The 18,302-nt window shown below is 72.2% G+C and carries 18 protein-coding genes; 11 read left to right on the forward strand and 7 right to left on the reverse strand.

What is annotated here, in order from left to right; all coding sequences use genetic code 11:
• The first annotated feature begins 180 nt into the window (after positions 1 to 180).
• A complete protein-coding gene (locus AAH991_RS06410) occupies positions 181 to 3,384 on the forward strand; it encodes a heavy metal translocating P-type ATPase (protein ID WP_346224808.1) in 3,204 nt (1,067 codons plus the stop codon).
• Between the two features lie 140 nt (positions 3,385 to 3,524).
• Here AAH991_RS06410 and AAH991_RS06415 read toward each other — a convergent pair whose 3' ends face one another.
• The 5 genes from AAH991_RS06415 to AAH991_RS06435 all read right to left on the reverse strand — a co-directional run bounded on the left by AAH991_RS06415 (position 3,525) and on the right by AAH991_RS06435 (position 9,096).
• Entirely contained in the window at positions 3,525 to 5,120 is a 1,596-nt protein-coding gene (locus AAH991_RS06415) for an HNH endonuclease signature motif containing protein (protein ID WP_346224809.1), read from the reverse strand.
• Between the two features lie 242 nt (positions 5,121 to 5,362).
• Positions 5,363 to 6,037 carry a hypothetical protein gene (locus AAH991_RS06420; protein WP_346224810.1) on the reverse strand — a complete coding sequence of 225 codons (675 nt, stop codon included), beginning with the start codon at positions 6,035 to 6,037 and terminating at the stop codon, positions 5,363 to 5,365.
• A gap of 38 nt (positions 6,038 to 6,075) precedes the next feature.
• On the reverse strand, positions 6,076 to 7,290 hold the full coding sequence (locus AAH991_RS06425; RefSeq protein WP_346224811.1) for an AI-2E family transporter: 1,215 nt from the start codon (positions 7,288 to 7,290) through the stop codon (positions 6,076 to 6,078).
• A 57-nt stretch (positions 7,291 to 7,347) separates the two neighbouring features.
• Positions 7,348 to 8,664 (reverse strand): acyltransferase family protein, encoded by a 1,317-nt coding sequence (locus AAH991_RS06430; RefSeq protein ID WP_346224812.1) that lies wholly within the window; start codon positions 8,662 to 8,664, stop codon positions 7,348 to 7,350.
• Positions 8,665 to 9,096 carry a CBS domain-containing protein gene (locus AAH991_RS06435; RefSeq protein ID WP_346224813.1) on the reverse strand — a complete coding sequence of 144 codons (432 nt, stop codon included), beginning with the start codon at positions 9,094 to 9,096 and terminating at the stop codon, positions 8,665 to 8,667.
• Positions 9,097 to 9,197: 101 nt separating this feature from the next.
• Here AAH991_RS06435 and fbp point away from each other — a divergent pair, with 101 nt between their 5' ends.
• Both fbp and AAH991_RS06445 read left to right on the forward strand, forming a co-directional pair.
• Positions 9,198 to 10,319: a fructose-1,6-bisphosphate aldolase/phosphatase gene (gene fbp, locus AAH991_RS06440; protein WP_346224814.1), complete on the forward strand. Its 1,122-nt coding sequence runs from the start codon at positions 9,198 to 9,200 to the stop codon at positions 10,317 to 10,319.
• A gap of 2 nt (positions 10,320 to 10,321) precedes the next feature.
• Complete coding sequence (locus AAH991_RS06445) at positions 10,322 to 10,534, forward strand: DUF1918 domain-containing protein (protein ID WP_346224815.1); 213 nt, start codon at positions 10,322 to 10,324, stop codon at positions 10,532 to 10,534.
• A gap of 12 nt (positions 10,535 to 10,546) precedes the next feature.
• Here the strand turns inward: AAH991_RS06445 and AAH991_RS06450 are convergent, their stop codons facing one another.
• On the reverse strand, positions 10,547 to 11,182 hold the full coding sequence (locus AAH991_RS06450; RefSeq protein WP_346224816.1) for a phosphoribosyltransferase: 636 nt from the start codon (positions 11,180 to 11,182) through the stop codon (positions 10,547 to 10,549).
• A 108-nt stretch (positions 11,183 to 11,290) separates the two neighbouring features.
• Between AAH991_RS06450 and AAH991_RS06455 the strand changes: the two genes are divergently transcribed.
• Positions 11,291 to 12,325 (forward strand): LacI family DNA-binding transcriptional regulator, encoded by a 1,035-nt coding sequence (locus AAH991_RS06455; protein WP_346224817.1) that lies wholly within the window; start codon positions 11,291 to 11,293, stop codon positions 12,323 to 12,325.
• A 7-nt stretch (positions 12,326 to 12,332) separates the two neighbouring features.
• Here AAH991_RS06455 and AAH991_RS06460 read toward each other — a convergent pair whose 3' ends face one another.
• Positions 12,333 to 13,295: a DUF418 domain-containing protein gene (locus AAH991_RS06460; protein ID WP_346224818.1), complete on the reverse strand. Its 963-nt coding sequence runs from the start codon at positions 13,293 to 13,295 to the stop codon at positions 12,333 to 12,335.
• A 121-nt stretch (positions 13,296 to 13,416) separates the two neighbouring features.
• On the opposite strand from AAH991_RS06460, the gene AAH991_RS06465 reads away from it, so the two are divergent.
• The 7 genes from AAH991_RS06465 to AAH991_RS06495 all read left to right on the forward strand — a co-directional run bounded on the left by AAH991_RS06465 (position 13,417) and on the right by AAH991_RS06495 (position 18,302).
• Complete coding sequence (locus AAH991_RS06465; protein ID WP_346224819.1) at positions 13,417 to 14,562, forward strand: sensor histidine kinase; 1,146 nt, start codon at positions 13,417 to 13,419, stop codon at positions 14,560 to 14,562.
• Entirely contained in the window at positions 14,559 to 15,215 is a 657-nt protein-coding gene (locus AAH991_RS06470) for a response regulator (protein WP_346224820.1), read from the forward strand. The genes AAH991_RS06465 and AAH991_RS06470 overlap by 4 nt, the downstream gene beginning before the upstream one ends.
• 76 nt (positions 15,216 to 15,291) lie before the next feature.
• A complete protein-coding gene (locus AAH991_RS06475; protein WP_346224821.1) occupies positions 15,292 to 15,564 on the forward strand; it encodes a GlsB/YeaQ/YmgE family stress response membrane protein in 273 nt (90 codons plus the stop codon).
• 171 nt (positions 15,565 to 15,735) lie between these two features.
• Positions 15,736 to 16,353 (forward strand): D-sedoheptulose-7-phosphate isomerase, encoded by a 618-nt coding sequence (locus AAH991_RS06480; protein WP_346224822.1) that lies wholly within the window; start codon positions 15,736 to 15,738, stop codon positions 16,351 to 16,353.
• The gene (locus tag AAH991_RS06485; RefSeq protein ID WP_346224823.1) at positions 16,350 to 16,583 is read left to right on the forward strand and encodes a hydrogenase assembly protein HupF; all 234 of its coding nucleotides are present in this window, start codon (positions 16,350 to 16,352) and stop codon (positions 16,581 to 16,583) included. The genes AAH991_RS06480 and AAH991_RS06485 overlap by 4 nt, the downstream gene beginning before the upstream one ends.
• Positions 16,580 to 17,263: a D-sedoheptulose-7-phosphate isomerase gene (locus AAH991_RS06490; RefSeq protein WP_346224824.1), complete on the forward strand. Its 684-nt coding sequence runs from the start codon at positions 16,580 to 16,582 to the stop codon at positions 17,261 to 17,263. Before AAH991_RS06485 ends, AAH991_RS06490 begins: the two co-directional genes overlap by 4 nt.
• A complete protein-coding gene (locus AAH991_RS06495; protein WP_346224825.1) occupies positions 17,253 to 18,302 on the forward strand; it encodes an NADH-quinone oxidoreductase subunit B family protein in 1,050 nt (349 codons plus the stop codon). Before AAH991_RS06490 ends, AAH991_RS06495 begins: the two co-directional genes overlap by 11 nt.

Genomic DNA, 18,302 nt, shown 5'->3' on the forward strand with positions numbered 1-18,302 from the left:
GCGTCGCGGGCCGCTCCGTACGGCCCGGATGAGAAGACCATGCCGGGCGGCGCTGTCCGGCCCCTGTCCCGAGCCCGACACGGCCGACAGGTGCCGACAGGGGCCGACAGCAGACGGGCAGCGGGGGGAAAGCGCCGGGCGGGACCGTCGCCTCGAAGCATTCAACCAGGAGGTGAAGCGATGACGGTCATGACGACCGTGCGGGCGCTGGACATCGGCGGCATGACGTGCGCGTCCTGCGTCCGCAGGGTGGAGAAGGCCCTCACCCGCGTCGACGGCGTGGAGGCGGCCGAGGTGAACCTCGCCACCGAGGTCGCCACCGTCACCTACGACCCCGCCCGCGTCACTGTCGACATGCTCGCCGAGTCGGTCGTACGAGCCGGATACACCGCCCGGACCACCGAGCCGGAGCCGGGACCGGAACCTGACCCGGAGCCGGACGGCGAGCAGGACGGGGAGCAGGACGGGGAGGTCGTCCGGCTCAAGCGCACCTGGCAGGTCACCCTCGCCGCCGGGCTGTCGATGATGGTGCTGATGTATCTGCCGCTGCCCATCGACGCGATGGACTGGCTGATGCCGCTGCTGCTGGTCGTCGCGACGGTCGCGCAGTTCTGGGCGGGCCGTCCCTTCTACCGCGCCGCCTGGGCGGCCGGCCGGCACGGCGCGGTCAACATGCACACGCTCGTCGCCCTGGGCACGACGGTGGCGTACGGCTACAGCGCCTTCGTCACGCTGTGGCCGGCGGCGGCGGAGCGGCTGGGGCTGCCGCTGCACGTCTACTTCGAGATCTCCGTCGTCGTCATCGCGCTCGTCCTCATGGGCCGGTGGATGGAGGCGAGGGCCAAGAAGCGTACGACGTCGGCCATCAGGGAGCTGCTCGGGCTGCGGCCGAAGACGGCCCGCGTCCTGCGCGGGGACGCCGAGATCGAGGTCCCGGTCGAGGACGTCGCCGTCGGCGACCTCGTCCGGATCCGCCCGGGCGAGAAGATCCCCGTCGACGGCGTCGTCACCGCCGGCGTCTCCACCGTGGACGAGAGCATGATCACCGGCGAGAGCATGCCGGTGCGCCGGGGTGAGGGCGACCCGCTGATCGGCTCCACGATCAACCGGACCGGCTCGGTCGTGATGCGGGCCACCGCCGTCGGGCAGGACACGACGCTGGCGCAGATCGTGCGGCTGGTCGAGCGGGCACAGGGGTCGAAGGCGCCCCTGCAGCGCCTGGCCGACACCGTGTCCGGGTGGTTCGTGCCCGCCGTCATCGGCATCGCCGTGCTCACCTTCGCCGTCTGGGCGGTCTTCGGCCCCGACCAGGGACGGCTCACCTTCGGCATCGGCACCGCCATCGCCGTGCTGATCATCGCCTGTCCGTGCGCGCTCGGCCTGGCCACTCCCACGGCGATCATGGTCGGCACCGGGAAAGCGGCCGAGCTGGGCATCCTGATCTCCGGTGGCGACGCGCTCGAACAGGCCCGCCGCCTCACCACGGTCGTCCTGGACAAGACCGGCACGATCACCCGGGGCCGCCCCGAGGTGACCCACCTCGCCGCCGTCACGGGCGGGGACGCCGACGAGCTTCTCGCGTACGCCGCCGCGGCCGAGACGGGCTCCGAGCACCCTCTCGGCGAGGCGATCGTGACGCGCGCCCGGGACCGCGGGCTCCGCCTGCCCGGGGTTGAGGGGTTCGACGCCGTACCCGGTCACGGCATCGAGGCCCGGGTGGCGGGCCGGGCCGTGCTCATCGGCAACGCCGCGCTCATGCGCCGCCACGACGTGGGCGTCGGCGAGCTGGAGCAGGTGGCCGCCGCGGCGGCGGCCGAGGGAGCGACCCCCGTGTATGTCGCCCTCGACGGCCGCCTCGCCGGACTGATCGGAGTGGCCGACACGATCCGGCCCGAATCGCGCGAGGCCGTCGACCGGCTGCGCGCGCTCGGCCTGGAGGTGTGGATGCTGACCGGCGACAACCGGGTCACCGCCGACGTCGTCGCCCGGCAGGTCGGCATCGACCACGTCATCGCCGACGTACGGCCCGAGGACAAGGCGGTCCGCGTGGCCGCCCTGCGCGAGAACGGCGCGGTCGTCGCCATGGTCGGCGACGGGATCAACGACGCCCCCGCGCTGGCGACGGCCGACCTCGGCATCGCCATCGGCACCGGGACCGACGTCGCCATCGCCGCCTCCGACATCACCCTCGTGGGCGGAGACCTGCGCGGCATCGTCTCGGCCATCGACCTGTCCCGGCGCACCGTGACCACCATCAAGCAAGGCTTGGCCTGGGCGTTCGCGTACAACGTGCTGCTGATCCCGGTCGCCGCCGGTGTGCTGTACCCCTTCAACGGCGTGCTCCTCGACCCCTCCCTCGCCGCCGCCGCGATGGCGATGAGCTCGGTGAGCGTCGTCACCAACGCGCTGCGCCTGCGCCGCTTCCGGCCCGGCTCCGCCGTTTCCCGGCTCGCCGACTGGGGCTACCTCACCGGCATCGCCTGCCTCGCGCTGGCCGTGGGCGCCGGGTTCACCGCGCTCAGCCGTACGGAGGCGGCGCAGCGCGGCATGAACGGCGTGCTCGCCTGGGCGCAGGACACCGGCATGCCCATGCGGCCCGCCATGAGCGTGATGATGACGGCCGAGACCGAACCCGTTCCCGCCGAGGACGCCGGCGTCCGGATGGACATCCGGATCCCCCGGGACGTCACCCCCGGTGTCCCCGCCACCGTCCGCATCCAGCTGACCGATCCCGCGACCCGCCGTCCCGTCGACGACGTCGTACGCAGCCACGAGGCGTGGATGCACTTCATCACCACCCGCTCGGACCTGGGCACCTTCTCCCACGCCCACCCCGAGCCCACGGGCCGGCCCGGCGAGTTCTCCGTCCGGCTGACCTTCCCCACTGCCGGCCGCTACCTCGTCAACGCCGAGTTCCGGCGGCGCGGGGAGATGACCGACGTGCTCGACCACCAGGAGATCACGATCGGCCGCCCGGAGGCCTTCGTCACCTCCGGGATGACGGCTCCGTCTCCCCGCGAGCAGGTCGTCGGCGGCCTCCGGGTCACCCTCGACGGCGAGGCCGAAGCGGGCGGCAGGAGCGACCTCACCTTCCGCTTCGCGGACGCCTCGACCGGTAGGCCCGTCTCCGGCCTGCGCCCCTACCTGGCCGCCGCCGGGCACGTGGTGATCATGCCGCTCGACGGCGAGGGATTCGCCCACGAGCACGCGGAGGTCGAGGACGACCAGGGCCGCCCCGTCTTCGCCCTCCCGGGTCAGACCTTCGGGCCCGAACTCGGCCTGCACGCCCGGTTCCCCCGCCCCGGCCTGTACCGCCTGTGGGGACAGTTCCGCGACGCACAGGGCCGGGTCCTCACCACGACGTTCACCGTCGAGGCCCGCTAGTCGCGTGCACAGCACCTGACAGCACGTGCACAGCTCGCGCACTTTGCAGCCCGCCGGCTCCGCACAACCGTACGGCACCCCGCTCGGATGTGCGGAGCTTCAGCGTGTGCCTCAGCGTCAGGCTCACCGTTCGCGGGCCGCTATATCCGCAGCCGCCTGGTGCGGGCCGGGCGGGCCGGGTGGTAGGTGAAGGCCCAGCGGGCTGTGCCGACCTTGTGGCGGGTGTAGCGGTCGGGATTGTGGTAGCGGTCGCGGTTGTGGAACTGGCAGGCCGGGCCGAGCAATTTGAGGTCGGTCAGGCCGCCGGTGCTCCAGTTGTCGGCGTGGTCGACCTGGCACCTGGTGGCGGGCAGGGGGCAGCCGTCGATCCAGCAGGTGGCGTAGCGGGCGAAGATCGCCCGCCGCTGCGCCGGAGTCGCCAATCTGACCTCGCGGCCCATGTCCAGGACCTGTCCCTCGGCGTCCATGACCAGGCGCACGAGGGTGGAGGTGCGGGCCAGCCGGTGCACGGCGGAGATGGGCAGCACCTGCCCGGTCGCCAGCAGCAACCCCGGCGCCGTTCCCGACAGTGGGCCCGACAGCGCGCCCAGCCTCGCCCCTGGCAGCCCTCCGACCCCCGCAGGCCGAGGCCCGGCGTAGGTGTGAGCAGAGGTGTCTCCGGGAGGATCAGGCGACTGCCACTCGCCCCACCGCGACTGCCCCCACCGCGACTGGCACGACTGCGGCTCCTGCCGCTGTGGCGAGCTTCGCTGTGACTCCCACTGCTTCGGTGAGCTCTGCTGCGGCTCGCTCCGGTGGCTGGTCTCCGCCTGCGCGTCCTCGGCGTGCCGGGAGTCCCGGCTGGCCCCGGCCGCCTCGGCGTCCTGAGTGTTTGCGGCGCTTTCGGGGTGATCGGTGCCGGGGGTGGGACCGGCCACGGGGTCGGTGGGGAGGGATTCGGCGTTGACCAGCACCAGGAGCTCGGCGGCGATCTTCTCCTCCAGCAACGCCATGAACGCATCCGCCTGACGCACCCGCAGCGGACGGTCATCACCCTCCGCCCGCGGTCGGGCGTAGGCATCCAGCAACGCCTGCAACCGGGCGGCATGCTCACGCGGCAGATAGAACTCCCCTTCCAGCCCGCCGCCCTTACCCGGGCGGACCCGCAGGAACCGCCGCCCGTAGTCGGCCCGCTCATCGCGGTCCGCACCATCGGGGTCCAGCACCGCCCGCAGATAACGGCCCGCCTTGGCCACCTCCGCCGCACCCGCCCTGGCCGCCAGCTCCACCAGGACCGGCTCGGCCAGCGCGGCCTGCTCATCCGACAACCCGGAGATCGCCCCGCAGATGGCTTCGGCCGCCCCCGCCGCCAACGCACCCGTAGCGAACTTCTCCCGCACGAGGGGCAGGCGGGCCAGCTCCACCGCCAACGTCAGCAGCCGGCCCGCACCCGCCACCGTCATCCCGCCCGAGGTACGCAGCCAGCTACGGGTGGAGGCATGCCCGTGCTGCTTGGCCTGCCCCGCCCGATGCACCCGACCCACCCGATCCGCAAGAGCAGACGTGATGCGATCCCGGGCGAACAACAGGTCCTCGGCCTCGGCCAGGCAGATGTCCGCATCGTCGGGGACCGGCGCCAGCGCCAACGCCTGCGCCGACTCACGAACCGACCCCACCAGCACCCACGACGACCGGCCCCGGCCATCGGTGGTCCCACTGCCGACGGTCCCACTGCCGGTGGGCGGGTCGTTTTCCACATGCTCGTCGCGGGCCGCCGAGCCGTCGGACGACCATAAAGGAGAATCGGCAGTCAGCCGATCCCACCAGCCGTCATCACCATCATTCGAACGACGAGGAGGGACAGCATCCTGATCGAGCAGATCCATCACGCCTCCTCAATGAATTCGAAAACCTGTATGAATTTTCTCCCAGCCGACGCACCTTGAGCAACCTCACCAGGCGATTTGTTGGAGCTACAAGCTCGCGTCCCGTCACGGCCTCATGGGAAGAGCGGCAGGAGATCGAGCAGGGCGTGGAACACGTAAGAGAGCCCGACCGCGACAAGGATGGGGATCACCACACTGAGAAAGAGGGCCAGGCCGCAGCCGCGACCTCCGCTCATGGGGTTGGCGACCGGTTCCTGCGGCTCCAGCCCATTCCACAGGGATCGGGGTTCGAGGAGGAGGAACAGCATCGCGCCCACCTCGCCGACCGTGAACAGCCAGAACCAGGCCCATGTGTTCCCCAGCCTGCGCCGTCCCATGCCCAGCATGATGAGGAGCGTGGCGATCCAGGCGACGCCGACGGGCCAGGCCGCGCCGCGGACCGGCACCCGGAACGGCCAGCCCGAGAAGAACCCCCAGCGGGACTGAGCCGGCGCGGCCTCCGGGCGGGGAACAGCGGCATCGAGATCGTGAAAGAGGTGACTGCGGGTGTGGGGCTCGGACTGGTCGGCGTGGTACCAGAACAGGGGGCCCGTCGACCAGCGCAGGTCCACCGGGTCCCCCCGGTGGAGCACGTACGTGACCTGCCCGGCTCGCAGCGCCGTGTGGAAGTCCGCGAGGGTGCGCTCGCGCGGCGTCAGACTGAGCACGGTCACCAGAGCGCCCCACAGCAGGACGACGAGCAGCACCACGCGCACCCACAGCCCCGCGATCCGGTACGGCAGTCGCATGATCCGAGCTTCACACGGGCGCGCTCCCGGGAAAAGCGCTACAGCCGGTCCTGGCGGGGCAGCACCACCTCGCGGGCCAGGAGGAGCAGGGCCGCCGCCAGCGGGATGCCGAGCAGGGCTCCGACGATGCCGAGCAGCGCCCCGCCGAGAAGCGCCCCGACGATGGTCGCCACGGGTGGTACGTCGACCGACGACTTGAACACCTTCGGGGAGATCCAGTAGTTCTCGACCTGCTGATAGACGACGAAGAAGACCACGCAGGCGATGCCGACCTGCACCGAGGCGAGGAAGCCCACGCCCGAGGCCACCACCGCCCCGATGACCGCGCCCACCAGCGGGATCAGGTCCGTGACCGCGACGAAGATGGCCAGCGCGAGCGCGTACGGCACCTTCAGCATGGACAGGAACAGGAAGGTCACCACTCCGGCGATCAGCGAGATGATCAGGTTGCCCGCGACGTAGCCGCCGATCTGGTTGATGATCTCGTCCCCGAGCAGGCGGACCCGCGTACGGCGTGAGCGGGGCACGAACCGGTAGGCCGTCTCCTTGATGGAGTTGAGCGACCCCAGGAAGTAGAGCGTGAGCACGAGCACGGTGAAGCCGCTGAACAGCGCGCTGATCACGATGCTCGCCACGCCGAGGAGACCGCCGAACATCTGGGTGGCGAGCCCGCCGCCCGCGACGTACTGCTGGATCTTGTCGAGGATCTGGTAGCGCTCGTCCACCGAGCGGATCACCGGATGGTTCTGGAGCTGCTGCACGTAGTCGGGCAGCTGCCGGACGAACCCGGTGGTCTGCTCCGTGAGCGGCGGCACGACCGCGAGCCCGAAGACCACGAAGAACGCGATGACCGACCCGAACACGATCGTGATCGCGAGACGGCGCGACAGGTTGCGCCGCTGGAGCGCCTCGACCGCGGGATTGAGGCCGATGGCCAGGAACAGGGAGACCACGATCAGCACGATCGCCGAGCCCGCGCTGGCGATCGCCTGGACCAGGAGCCAGGCGGTGAGCACGCCCAGGGCGCCGATCAGGCCGAACATGAACGGGTTGCCACGCAGCGGGCGTCCCGGCAGGCCGAACGGCCGGTCGGCTGGCATGCCGTGGTCGTGGTCCTGCGGGTTCACGCCGTCCCGGGACCGGTCGGGGGCCGCCGGAGAGCCGGCCGGCTCCGGCGTCGTCTCGCTCTGGCCGGGGAGCGAGGGGAACACGCTGGAGATGCCGCTTCCTGGGGAAAGACCGCTGTCGGACACGCCCCCACTGCTGCCCAACCAAGGTCACTTGACACGGATTTATCAGGACAAGTCGCCCTACCCGGCGGGTGAGGCGCGCATGACCCGCGGCGCTCGCGCCATCCGCAGCAGCGCGGCTCCGGCGAGGTAGACCGGGAGCATCGGCGTGGGCAGACGGTCCGAGCCGATGAGCGCCGCGCCGAGGAGGCCCGCGACGACCAGACCGGCGCCCACGACGGTGACGGCCGCGGCGCCCACGCCGACGGGCCGGCCGGGCGCCGGGCAGGGACCCGCGCGCCGTTCGAACCGGCCGAACACGGCGACGAGGACCGCGAGGACCGCCGTCAGGAACGCGAGCCAGGGCACGCGCAGGAGCAGCCAGGCGGCCGATCCCGGCGGTGGCTGCGGCAGCAGGCCGGTGACGTAGAGGGCGGGCACGGCGATCACGACCGCGGTCATGTGCCAGAGGAACACCGTCATGATCACGGAGTTGGTCGCGACGACGGCCGTCCACGGGCGCCTGCGCCGCAGCATGCGCCCGCCGCGCTCGTGCAGCAGCAGGGCGACGCCCGTCTGCGCGACCGCCAGGGTGAGCAGCGCGAGCGTGGGCGGCGAGGTGTTCTGCAGGCGGTCGCCGGGGTCGGCCACCATGCTCACCGGGTACGGCCCCGGGACGGTGAGCAGCACGAGCGCCGCCAGCCCGCCCGCGACCATGGGCGCCGCGACCCGGGGACGGGCGGGCAGCGCCCCCTCCCGCCAGGCGATGCCGAGCTGGTAGACCGCCGCCCAGGCCAGCAGGTAGCCGGCCGCGCCGATCACGGCCGGGCCGCCGAGCAGCCGGGCCGCGTCTCCGAGCGCCACCGGCACCGCGAACACGACGGGCACCGCGAGACCCGCCCTGCGGTGCAGCGCGAGCAGGACAGGCGTGAGCAGGACGACCGTGACGTACGCGGCGAGGAACCACAGCGGCAGGCAGGCGAGCCAGACTCCCCGGCCGGCCGTGGCGGGGTCCGTCCCCAGGAGGACCGCGAGCAGGGCCGCGCCGCTCAGCGTGAGGACGAACGCCGTCGTCGGGCGGATCAACCGGTCGGTGCGGCCCAGGAACCATCCGATCGCGCCGCCGCCGCGGCGCCGGTGGGAGTCGTACGAGGCGGCGTTGGCGAAGCCGCCGACCAGGAAGAACACCGGCATGACCTGGAACAGCCAGGTGAGCGGCCGGGCCCAGGGGGCGAACGCGAGGACCGTGCCGCCGCCGACGCGCTCGCGGTACGTCACCACGACGGCCAGCCAGTGCCCGAGCACCACCAGGGCGATCGCGACGGCGCGCAGCAGGTCGACGTGACGATCGCGGCCGGGCGGCGTGCGCTCCGCCGTACGCCGCAGGGTCGTGAACATCTAGTCGCTCTGCCGCTGCGGTTCGCTGATCTCCTTCACCACGGGTGTGAGCAGGTCAGCCGTGAGCTGGTGCATCTGGAGGAGCAGGTCGTCGATCGTCAGCATGCCGACCACACCCGCCTCGTCGGCCACCGGCAGCCTGCGGAAGGCGTGGTGGCGGAACACGTCGAAGGCCACCTCGACCTCGTCCTCCGGCCGCACCACCACGGGACTTTCCGACATCACCCGGCCGACCGGCGTGTCCCCGTCCCCGCCCTGGGCGAGCACGCGCAGGGCGAGGTCCCGGTCGGTCACGACCCCCGCGACCCCCCGTCCTTCGGACACGACGACGCACCCGACCCCCGAGTAGTCCATGTGCCGCGCGACGTCCCGCACCGGCGTGATCGGCGGCACGACGACCACGGGCGTGGACATCAGATCTTTGATTCTCATGGCGGGCCCTCCCCCTCGTACGGAAGTCCGCCCTGCTTTGTGACCTAATGCCCTATTTATCCCTCTAAGTCCGAATAAACGTGGAGATGGAGGTGATCCGTATGATCACGCTGAGCATCATCAAGGCCGATACAGGGGGGTTCGTCGGCCACACCGCCGTCCATCCCCGGCTGATGGCCGAGGCCAGGCGGGAGATCGAGCGGGCCAAGTCCTCCGGGCTCCTCATCGACGGCCACGTGGACAGCTGCGGCGACGACATCTCGCTCATCATGACCCACACCTACGGCCAGGAGGCGGGGCTGATCCACTCCTTCGCCTGGGACACCTTCCAGGCGACCACCCACCTCGCCAAGGAACTCGGCCTGTACGGCGCCGGCCAGGACCTGCTGTCGGACGCCTTCTCCGGCAACCTGCGCGGCATGGGCCCGGGCTACGCCGAGCTGGAGTTCGAGGAGCGGCCATCCGAACCGGTTCTGTGCTTCCTGGCGGACAAGACCGAGCCGGGCGCCTGGAACCTCCCGCTCTACAAGATGTTCGCCGACCCGTCCAACACCGCCGGACTGGTCATCGACGAGAAGATGCACGCCGGGTTCGCCTTCGAGGTGTACGACCTGCGCGAGGACCGGCGCATCGTCTTCGACTGCCCGGCGGACCTGTACGACATGCTCATGTACATCGGCGCCCCGTCGCGTTACGTCATCCGCGGCGTGCGCTCCAAGACGCTGGGCACGACCGCGGCGGCCACCAGCACCCAGCGGCTGTCGCTGATCGCCGGCCGGTACGTCGGCAAGGACGATCCGGTGCTGATCGTGCGCTGCCAGTCGGGCCTGCCGGCCGTGGGAGAGGCGCTGGAGCCGTTCGCCTTCGCGTACTCGGTGGCCGGGTGCATGCGCGGCTCGCACCACGCGCCGTTCATGCCGGTGTCCGTCGGGCAGGCGCACCCGTCGCGGTTCGACGGCCCGCCGCGGGTGGTCGCGCTCGGCTTCCAGATCAAGGACGGCAGGCTGCTCGGCCCGCGCGACATGTTCGACGACCCGGCCTTCGACGGAGCCCGGCGGCAGGCCGTCGAGGTGATGGACTACCTGCGCCGTCACGGGCCGTTCGAGCCGCACCGGCTGCCGCTGGAGGACCTGGAGTACACCACCATGACCTCCCTCACCGCGCGCCTGGCGCACCGCTGGACGCCGATCACGACCGAGGTCGCGACCCCGGTGGGCGGCTGACGATGAAGGCGTTCGTCGGCGACCACCTGATCGTGGAGAGCATCCGCACGGGCAGGGCGGGCCGCATCGGGATCGTCGTGGCGCTCTACCACACGGACGGCTCGCCGCCCTACCTGGTGCGATGGCTCGACGAGGAGCGGGAGACCCTGTGCTACTACCCCGGGCCCGACGCCCGGGTCGAGCACAGCTGGGAGCGGCTGCCCGAGAGCCCCTGACGAGGCTGCCGATCAGCCCGCCGCCTGCCGCAGGCACTCGATCACGTCCTCGTCCCGCGTCTGGCTGAAGTCGTCGTACCAGGCGCCGATCGCGTAGAAGTGATCGGGCGTGTCGAGGCAGACGACCTCGTCCGCGTCCCTGCGCAGGCTCGCGATCGTCTCCGGGGCGCCGACCGGCACCGCGAGCACCACCCGGGAGGCTCCGTGGGCGCGGGCGACCTGGCAGGCGGCGCGCGCCGTCCCGCCCGTCGCGATGCCGTCGTCCACCACGATCACGGTACGGCCGGCCAGATCCACGGGCGTGCGGTCACCCCGGAAACGTCGTGCCCGGCGCTCCAGTTCGGCCCGCTCACGCCGCTCCACTTCTGCCATCTCGTCGCGGCTGACGTTGGCGAGCCGCAGGACGTCGGGGTTGAGCACCCGCACCCCGCCCTCGCCGATGGCGCCGAAGCCCAGCTCCGGCTGGTACGGCACGCCCAGCTTGCGTACGACGATCACGTCCAGAGGGGCGCCGAGGGCCCTGGCGACATGGAACGCGACCGGCACACCCCCGCGCGGCAGCCCGAGGACGACCGCGTCCTCCGCGCCGGGGAGTCCGCGCAACCGCTCGCCCAGGCGCAGCCCGGCGTCCCGACGATCGACGAACACGACAGTCACCCCTGACCTTCGCCCCTGTTTCTCACGGTCCGTCCCTTCCGGCGTCCGCGGTAGGGCCGAAGGACCCGGGGAAACAGCCCGGGGAAATAGACTGTCGCCGTGACCTCGACCGACCCGGCCCTCGACGGGGAGCTTCCGCGTCAGAGGCTGACCGTGGCCGAGATCGCCCACCTGGCCGGAGTCTCCGCGCCGACCGTCTCCCGGGTGCTCAACGGTCATGCGGGAGTCGCCCTGGCCACCCGGCAGCGGGTGGAGGCGGTGCTGCGGGAGCACGGCTACCGGCGGCGCGACAGCGAACCCGCGGCGATCCTCGAACTCGTCTTCCACGCCCTGGAGAGCCTGTGGGCACTGGAGATCATCCAGGGCGTCGAGCAGGTCGCGCGGGAGCACGAGCTGGCCGTGGTGCTGACCGAGATGGAGGGCAGGCTGACCCCGGGCAGGGCGTGGACCGAGCAGGTGCTCGCCCGCCGTCCCACCGGGGTCGTGGCGGTCTTCTCCGAGCTCACCGTGCAGCAGCAGTCGCAGCTGGCCACCCGCTCGATCCCCCTGGTCGTGCTCGATCCGACCGGTGAGCCGCTGCACCAGACCCCGTCGGTCGGCGCCACCAACTGGAGCGGCGGGATGGCCGCCACCCGCCACCTGCTCGATCTCGGCCACCGCCGCATCGCGATGCTGAGCGGGCCCACCCAGTGGCCGTGCTGCCGTGCGCGGCTCGACGGCTACCGTGCCGCGATGGACGCGGCGGGCGTGCCGGTGGACCCCGCGCTCGTGCGCGTGAGCACGCTCTACGTGGAGGGCGGCCTGCGTGACGGGACCGAGCTGCTGCGCCTGCCCGATCCCCCGACCGCCGTCTTCGCCGCCAACGACCTGCAGGCGCTCGGCGTGTACGAGGCGGCCAGGCGGGCCGGGCTGCGTATCCCGGAGGACCTGAGCGTCGTCGGGTTCGACGACCTGTCGTTCACGCAGTGGACCGGGCCGCCCATGACGACCGTACGGCAGCCGCTCGTGCAGATGGGGGCCGCCGCCGCGCGGATGGTCCTGGCCCTCGCGGACGGCGGGCACCTCGAACAGCACCGGGTCGAGCTCGCGACCACCCTCGTCGTCCGGGAGAGCACCGCGCCGCCGCGCTCCTGAGCGGCGTTCATCGCGCCCCTGCCCAGGTGGCCCGCCGCCACAGCCACTCCAGCGGGCCGTACGGGCGCCGGCGCAGCCAGAGCGTGGACCACAGCCACTGGACGGCGAGGACGGCGGCCGAGGTCAGGGCCACCCGCGCCGAGGACCAGGCGTCCGCCGGGCCGCCGCCGACGCGGGCGATCAGCAGGACGAGGACCGTCGCGGTCAGGTAGTTCGTCAGCGCCATCCGCCCCAGCGGCGCGAACAGGGCCGCCAACACCGGCCGCAGCGGCGTCGCGAGCAGCACCAGCAGGGCGCAGACGTACACCCCGGCGACCAGCAGCCCGCCGAGCGCCAGCACGCGGCTGAAGCCGGGGTCTCCGCCGCCCAGCCGGGTCTGCCACCACAGGACGGGCGCGGCGAGCGCCGCGAAGGTCAGGCCGAGGACGGCCGGCGCCCGGACGGACCGCTCGATCCGGGCGGTCACGCCGTACCGGGTCAGCGTGGACCCCAGCAGGAACAGCCCGGCGACCAGCAGGAACCTCTCGCCTCCGAGGATCAGCGACGCCGTGACGAGCGCGGGGGCGAGCACGGCGACGGCCGGGCGCGGCAGCCACGTTGAGGGCAGCAGCACCAGCAGCCCGACGACGGCGTACGTGCTGAGGATGTCGCCGGGCCACAGCAGGAAGAAGTGCGCCAGCCCGGCCGCGAGCAGCACGAGCAGCCGGCGGGCCAGGACCAGCCGCGGCCGGGCGACCCGGGCCGTGGCCGATTCCAGCAGCAGCGAGAACCCGACCCCGAACAGCAGGGAGAAGATCGGGAAGAAGCGCTGCTCGACCAGCAGCCCCATCCAGGCGTCGTCGGGGGTCGCGGGTTCGCCGGGCGACATGAGGTCGCCGAGGTGGGCGATCGGTTTGACGTTGGCCAGCAGGATCCCGCACAGCGCGAACCCGCGGACCACGTCGAGCGCGACGATGCGTTCACGTTTCATGGGGCCTCATGGTGCGCGGCGACCGCCCGGCTCCGGCACCGGCCGGAAGCGGGAATCAGGCCGGTCGCAACCGTACTTTCGGCCGGTTCTGCGCGAACGGCCGATCTCGTAGCCTCGCATCGTGCGGGTGCGGAGATGGGCGGCCGACATCGGGCTTGGTGTCGTGTTCGCGGTGGTGCTGGCCTTCTGGGCCTCCCGGGTCGCGGACAGCTGGGGCGGCGGCTACTGGCGGTTCGGCTGCGCCGCGGGGGCAGTGGTCTGCGCCGCCGCCCTCGCACGCCGGCTCGACCGCACACGGGCGGCCGTGGCCGGCCTGGCCGTCGCGGCGACCGCCGTCCTGGCCTCCCGGTTCGCCGGGCTGCCGAGCGAGCCCGGCCCCGGCATGGCTTTGGGCCTGTCGGTGCTGGTGGGTTCGGCGGTGCGGGTGCTGCCCGTGCACGTCGCCCGCGCCGTGGCGGGCGGCGGCCTCGCCGTGGCGGTGGGCAGCCTGCTGTCCGCGCACGCGCTCACCGCCGGGGTTCCCTCCGTCACCGCGCTGAACGTGGCGGCCTGGCTCGCGGGCGTCGTGGCCGGGCTGGTGCCGCGGCTGCTCGACGCCCGCCGGCGGGCCGCCGCCGAGGCCGTGCGCCGCGCCGAGCGGCTGGCGCTCGCCCGCGAGCTGCACGACGTCGTCGCGCATCACGTCACGGGCATCGTGGTGCAGGCCCAGGCCGCCCGGATCGTGGCGCGCAGGAGTCCCGAGAAGGTCGGCGGCGCCCTGGCGGACATCGAGGCCGCCGGTTCCGACGCGCTGGCCGCGATGCGCCGGGTCGTCGGCCTGCTGCGCGACCCCGGTGACCCCGCAGGCCCGGCCGCACCCGCGGGGCTGGACGAGCTGGTCGGACGCTTCGAGGCCGACGGCCGCGCCGTACGCGCGCGGCTGCCGGACGAGGAGGAGACGGCCGCGTGGCCGCCCGAGGTGACCGGCACGGTCTACCGGGTCGTGCAGGAGTCGCTGACCAACATCGCGCGCCACGCCCCGCAGGCCCGCTCGGTCACGGTCAGCGTGGAGCGGGACCGGGAGGCCGTCACCGTCGAGGTCGCCGACGACTCGCCGCGCGGCCCCGCGCGGCACCACCAGCGCGGCGGGTACGGCCTGCTCGGGATGCGCGAGCGGGTCGAGGCCCTCGGCGGCACGCTGCGGGCCGGGCCGCGTCCCGGGTCCGGCTGGTCGGTGCTCGCGACTCTGCCGGTCCCCGGGCGTGACCAGCGATGTGACCAGCGATGACGATCAGGGTGCTGGTGGCCGACGACCAGGCGATGGTCCGCGGCGGCCTGCGGCTGATCCTGGAAGACCAGCCCGACATCGAGGTGGTCGCCGAGGCGGCCGACGGAGCCGAGGCCGTCGAGGCGGCCCGGCGGCTGCGGCCGGACGTGTGCCTGGTGGACGTGCGGATGCCCCGGCTCGACGGCATCGCGGTCACCCGCGCCCTGGCCGGGCCGGGCGTCCCCGAGCCGCTGCGGGTAGTCGTGGTCACCACCTTCGACCTGGACGAGTACGTCCACGGCGCGCTGCGGGCGGGCGCGACCGGCTTCGTGCTCAAGGACTGCGGCCCCGCCCTGCTGGTGGAGGCCGTGCGGGCCGCCCACCACGGGGACGCGCTGGTCTCCCCGTCGGTCACCCTGCGGCTGCTGCGTCACCTGACGGCCGCCGCGGCGGCCGCGAGGCCGTCCGCGGACCATCCGCTCTCGAAGCGGGAGATCGAGGTCGTCAGGGCGGTCGCGAGGGGGCGCACCAATCAGGAGATCGCCGCCGAACTGTTCATCTCGCTGAGCACGGTCAAGAGCCACGTGGCCGGCGTCCAGGCCAAACTCGGCCTGCGCAACCGGGTCGAGATCGCCGCGTGGGCCTGGGAGAACCACATCGCGGACGGCACGTGACCCTCCCTATTTGTCGGGTTTTGTCCGGTTTTGGCTGGGCAGAAGGGAGGCACCGAACACTAGGGAGGATGGCAGCATGGCCGTCAGCGGCATCATCTCCGCCATAATCATCGGACTCATCATCGGCGCGCTCGGCCGGCTGGTCGTCCCCGGACGCCAGGCCATCCCGATCTGGCTGACCGTGATCATCGGCATCATCGCCGCTCTCATCGGCACGGCGATCGCCCGAGGCCTGGGAGTCGCCACCACTCCCGGGATCGACTGGATCGAACTGATCATCCAGGTGGTCCTCGCCGCCGTCGGCGTCATGGCCGCGGTGGCGTTGTACCGCCGCAAGAGCGTCGGATAGACCGTGCCCGCCGACGGCCCCGGCCCGGCCGGGGCCGTCGGCGTGTGCGGACTGTAGTGATGTTTACGAAATCACCGACATCTGTTGATTCCCCCCGTCCCGGCTCGGCGTACGGTCGTTAACCAGGGGTTTTCCCTATGGGATGACGCGATCCGGGGGAAGTGGTCCGGGATGGACCAGGCGGTCCTTGCACGTGTTCCGGAGGTCTTCGCGCGCCGCGTGGGCCCGGCGCTCGGCCTGGCCGACGAGGCCGACGCGGTGGCCAGGGCCTGCCACGCGATGGCGACGCGCTTCCACGGCGGCGGCAGGCTCATCGTCTTCGGCAACGGCGAGGCCGCCACCGACGCCCAGCACATCTCGGTGGAGTTCGTCCATCCGGTGATCGTGGGCAAACGGGCGCTCCCGTCGTTCTCGCTCACGAGCGACGTGGCGACGATCACGGGAGTGGCCGCGGCGGCGGGCCTGGAGGAGGTCTTCGCCCACCAGCTTCGCCGTCTCGCCGCGCCGCGGGACATCGCCCTCGGCGTCTCGCCCGACGGCCGCTGCGTGAACGTGCTCCGTGGCCTGGAGGCGGCACACCGGCTCGGCCTGCTCACGCTGGCGCTGACCGGCGGCGACGACGGCGGGCCGATCGGCCGCAGCCCGGCCGTGGACCATGTCCTGATCGCCCGCTCCGCCGATCCCCGCGTGGTCAAGGAGGTGCACGTCACCACCTACCACATCCTCTGGGAGCTGGTGCACGTGTTCTTCGAGCAGCCGGGTGTGCTCGACCCGCGGGTGATCTCGTGAACTGCCCCGGCGAGACCTGCGTCACCTGCTCCGACGAGGCGGTCGCGGTGACCGTCGTACGGCTCCTGGAGCAGGACCTCGCGCTCGTCGACACCGGCCCCAGCAGGGAACACGGCCGGGAGGTGGTCAGCGTCGCCCTGGTGGACGCCGGGGTCGGCGACACGATCCTGGTCCACGCCAAGGAGGCCATCGCGGTCATCGCGGTGGCGCGGGAGGTGGAGCGGCCGTGACCGACGACATGGAGGCGCTCTACCCCTTCCTCTACTCGGAGTCCACCGACCTCGACGCGGTCATGACCTCCGTACGTCAGTCGACGGTGGAGAAGGTCGACGAGATCGTCACCCTGCGCCGGACGGTGCTGGAGCGCGACGGCGACCGGATCGCCGCCTGCGCGCAGGCCATGGCGGAGTCGTTCGCGGCGGGGGCCCGGTTGTTCGCCTTCGGCAACGGTGGCAGCTCGACCGACGCCCAGGACGTGGCCACGCTCTTCATGAATCCCGGCTTCCTCAACCACGGGGGTCCTGCCCGGCCTCTTCCCGCGTTCGCCCTCACGGCGGACATCGCGGTCGTGACGGCGCTGGCCAACGACATCGGCTTCGAGGTGGTCTTCGCCCGGCAGCTCGCGGCGTCCGCCTTCGCGGGGGACATCGCGCTCGGCCTGTCGACCAGCGGGAACTCCCGCAACCTCATCGCCGCGTTCGAGGAGGCCGAGCGGCGCGGCATGCTCACGGTCGGGCTGGCCGGCTACGGCGGCGGCCAGATGGCCGAGCTCGGCACCATCGACCACCTGTTCGTGGTGCCCTCGGCCTCGGTCCACCGGATCCAGGAGGCCCAGACCACCGTCTACCACGCGCTCTGGGAGCTCACCCAGCAAGCCCTGGCGAAGGCCGGTGACAACGATGACGGCTGACGGACAGAACGAGCCCGTCGTCCACATCCTGTGGATAAACGCCGGGCTGAGCTGCGACGGCGACTCGGTCGCGCTCACCGCCGCGACCCAGCCGAGCATCGAGGAGATCGTGCTCGGCGCGCTGCCCGGCCTGCCCAAGGTCGCGGTCCACTGGCCGCTGATCGACTTCGAGTGCGGCCCGATGCAGGGCGCGGACACCTTCATCGAGTGGTACTTCAAGGCAGACCGGGGTGAGCTCGACCCGTTCGTGCTGGTCATCGAGGGATCGATCCCCAACGAGTCGATCAAGCGTGAGGGCTACTGGTGCGGGTTCGGCAACAACCCCGACACCGGCCAGCCGATGACGACCAGCGAGTGGCTCGATCGGCTCGCGCCGAAGGCGACCGCCGTGCTCGCCGCCGGCACCTGCGCGACGTACGGCGGCATCCACGCGATGGCGGGCAACCCGACCGGGGCGATGGGCGTGGCCGACTACCTGGGCTGGGACTGGCGGTCGAAGGCCGGGCTGCCCATCGTCAACGTGCCCGGCTGCCCGATCCACCCGGACAACCTGTCGGAGACGATCCTCTACCTGCTCTACCAGCTCGCCGGGCAGGCGCCGATGATCCCGCTGGACCACGCGCTGCGCCCGACGTGGCTGTTCGGTCAGACCGTGCACGAGGGCTGCGACCGGGCCGGCTACTACGAGCAGGGCCAGTTCGCCACCGAGTACGGCTCGCCGAAGTGCCTGGTGAAGATCGGCTGCTGGGGGCCGGTCGTCAAGTGCAACGTGCCCAAGCGCGGCTGGATCAACGGCGTCGGCGGCTGCCCCAACGTGGGCGGCATCTGCATCGCGTGCACGATGCCCGGCTTCCCCGACAAGTTCATGCCGTTCATGGACGAGCCGCCCGGCGCCCGCGTCTCGTCGACCGCGAGCGCGGCGTACGGCACGGTGATCCGCACGCTGCGGAGCATCACGTTCAAGACGGTCGACAAAGAGCCGAAGTGGCGCGCGAAGGGCCGCCGACTGCTCACCGGTTACAAGGCCCCCTGGAGCTGA

Source organism: Microbispora sp. ZYX-F-249 (assembly GCF_039649665.1).
GTDB lineage: Bacteria > Actinomycetota > Actinomycetes > Streptosporangiales > Streptosporangiaceae > Microbispora > Microbispora maris.

Excerpts from the sequence above, each read along its gene's own strand:
- AAH991_RS06445 (WP_346224815.1), top strand. The coding sequence starts at position 10,322 with ATGAAGGCGTTCGTCGGCGACCACCTGATCGTGGAGAGCATCCGCACG.
- AAH991_RS06495 (WP_346224825.1), top strand. The coding sequence starts at position 17,253 with ATGACGGCTGACGGACAGAACGAGCCCGTCGTCCACATCCTGTGGATA.
- AAH991_RS06460 (WP_346224818.1), bottom strand. The coding sequence starts at position 13,295 with ATGAAACGTGAACGCATCGTCGCGCTCGACGTGGTCCGCGGGTTCGCG.
- AAH991_RS06430 (WP_346224812.1), bottom strand. The coding sequence starts at position 8,664 with ATGTTCACGACCCTGCGGCGTACGGCGGAGCGCACGCCGCCCGGCCGC.
- AAH991_RS06435 (WP_346224813.1), bottom strand. The coding sequence starts at position 9,096 with ATGAGAATCAAAGATCTGATGTCCACGCCCGTGGTCGTCGTGCCGCCG.
- fbp (WP_346224814.1), top strand. The coding sequence starts at position 9,198 with ATGATCACGCTGAGCATCATCAAGGCCGATACAGGGGGGTTCGTCGGC.
- AAH991_RS06420 (WP_346224810.1), bottom strand. The coding sequence starts at position 6,037 with ATGCGACTGCCGTACCGGATCGCGGGGCTGTGGGTGCGCGTGGTGCTG.
- AAH991_RS06475 (WP_346224821.1), top strand. The coding sequence starts at position 15,292 with ATGGCCGTCAGCGGCATCATCTCCGCCATAATCATCGGACTCATCATC.
- AAH991_RS06480 (WP_346224822.1), top strand. The coding sequence starts at position 15,736 with ATGGACCAGGCGGTCCTTGCACGTGTTCCGGAGGTCTTCGCGCGCCGC.
- AAH991_RS06410 (WP_346224808.1), top strand. The coding sequence starts at position 181 with ATGACGGTCATGACGACCGTGCGGGCGCTGGACATCGGCGGCATGACG.
- AAH991_RS06470 (WP_346224820.1), top strand. The coding sequence starts at position 14,559 with ATGACGATCAGGGTGCTGGTGGCCGACGACCAGGCGATGGTCCGCGGC.